This window comes from Prescottella defluvii (genome assembly GCF_000738775.1).
GTDB lineage: Bacteria > Actinomycetota > Actinomycetes > Mycobacteriales > Mycobacteriaceae > Prescottella > Prescottella defluvii.
This window is the reverse complement of record NZ_JPOC01000218.1, coordinates 1-1,217: the sequence shown is the minus strand read 5'-3', so window position 1 is coordinate 1,217 and position 1,217 is coordinate 1. Positions and strand designations below refer to the sequence as shown.

At 72.6% G+C, this 1,217-nt stretch carries 2 protein-coding genes and 1 pseudogene; all 3 read right to left on the bottom strand.

From position 1 onward, the window contains the following. Positions 1-593, bottom strand: a pseudogene (locus tag IJ15_RS0124570) (hypothetical protein); the annotation flags it as partial. A 13-nt stretch (positions 594-606) separates the two neighbouring features. Then, positions 607-843: a hypothetical protein gene (locus tag IJ15_RS0124565; protein ID WP_031940927.1), complete on the bottom strand. Its 237-nt coding sequence runs from the start codon at positions 841-843 to the stop codon at positions 607-609. A 127-nt stretch (positions 844-970) separates the two neighbouring features. Then, on the bottom strand, positions 971-1,217 hold a 247-nt coding region (locus IJ15_RS26575), incomplete at its 5' end, for a hypothetical protein (protein WP_031940926.1).

Sequence of the window (1,217 nt, the reverse complement as noted above, 5' to 3'; positions counted from 1 at the left end):
CTCCGCCGATGCGCGAACGATGCCGTCGACGATGTCGAGCGCAATCCCCGCCACCACCCCGACGACGGCACCCACCGCACGGACGGCACCGTCCAGCGCGAGCGACCCCTGCGCCGCGGCACCCGACGGTGCGGCAGCGGGCTCGACGCCGCCAGCGGTGCCGGTAGCGCGGCCGCCGGCAGGGTCGGTGTCGCTGCTTGCGTCGGTGGCGCGGTCGCCGGCACCGGTGCAGCGCCGCACTGCGCTGTCGCAACCGGAAGGCGCGGCCGACAGTCCGCATCGAGCGCGGCCGGTGTGGGAAGGGCACTGTCGTCGATCTGCGCGAACACTCGGGCGAGCGTGCAGTAGACGTCGTCGACCGTCGTCTCCGTCGCGTCGCAGATCGCGACGAACTCGCGCAGCGTCTCCCGAACGTGCGGCAGGAAGACTCCGGTGAGCCATTCGCGGCTCGCCTCCGCGAACGGTCCGGCACCGACCGAGCTGCCGTCGGACAGCAATCCGGATGTCCCGAGCATCCGGTCGATCTCGGTGACGCCGCGCCCGTCGATCTGCGTCGCGTCCCGATTCCGCACCCACTCCGACTTCCGGGTCACGACCGCGCGCAGTTCACGTTCCGTCGTGGGTGCCGCTCCGCAACCGGTCCGCCCGTGCAAGGGTGCCGGCCAGGTGCCGACATGCCAGTTCGGCGTCGTCGCCCGCCCACACCTCCCGCAGTGCCCCGACCGCCCGCGTCTGCTCGTCGAACGTCCGATCCAGGTTGCCCCCGACCCGCCCGATCGCCTCGATGTCGGCGGCGAGCGCGGTCAGGTCGATGCCCCGTTGCTCGTAGTAGCGGGCCTCCATCTGCTCCGCGGTCGCCGACAGGTCGCCCGCTCACCGCTGCCCGTGACGTCCGCGACCAGGGCAGCTCGAGGCAGGAACACCGCGAAGTACTGCAGACCGCTCGCCCCGGCCTCGAGGATCGCGTCCACTACCGCCCACCCAACGCGACGACGTTCGCCGATTCCTGACGTTCGTACGCGCCCGCGGTCTCGCCGAGGGCGCGGGCTCCGTCGGCGGAACCGACGGCCCACACACCGATCGCCCGCGCGAGACGCGCATACCCGTCGCGGATGGCCTGCTCGCGTGCGGGATTCGCCGATTCACCACCGGCGGAGCCGAAGTCGCACTCGCTCACCGTCCGAGCGACCCCGGCCAGCAACTCCGCTCCCGCCTGC

What these genes read in the sequence shown, in the direction of transcription:
- IJ15_RS0124565 (WP_031940927.1), bottom strand. Translation starts at nt 843, where the DNA reads ATGGAGGCCCGCTACTACGAGCAACGGGGCATCGACCTGACCGCGCTC.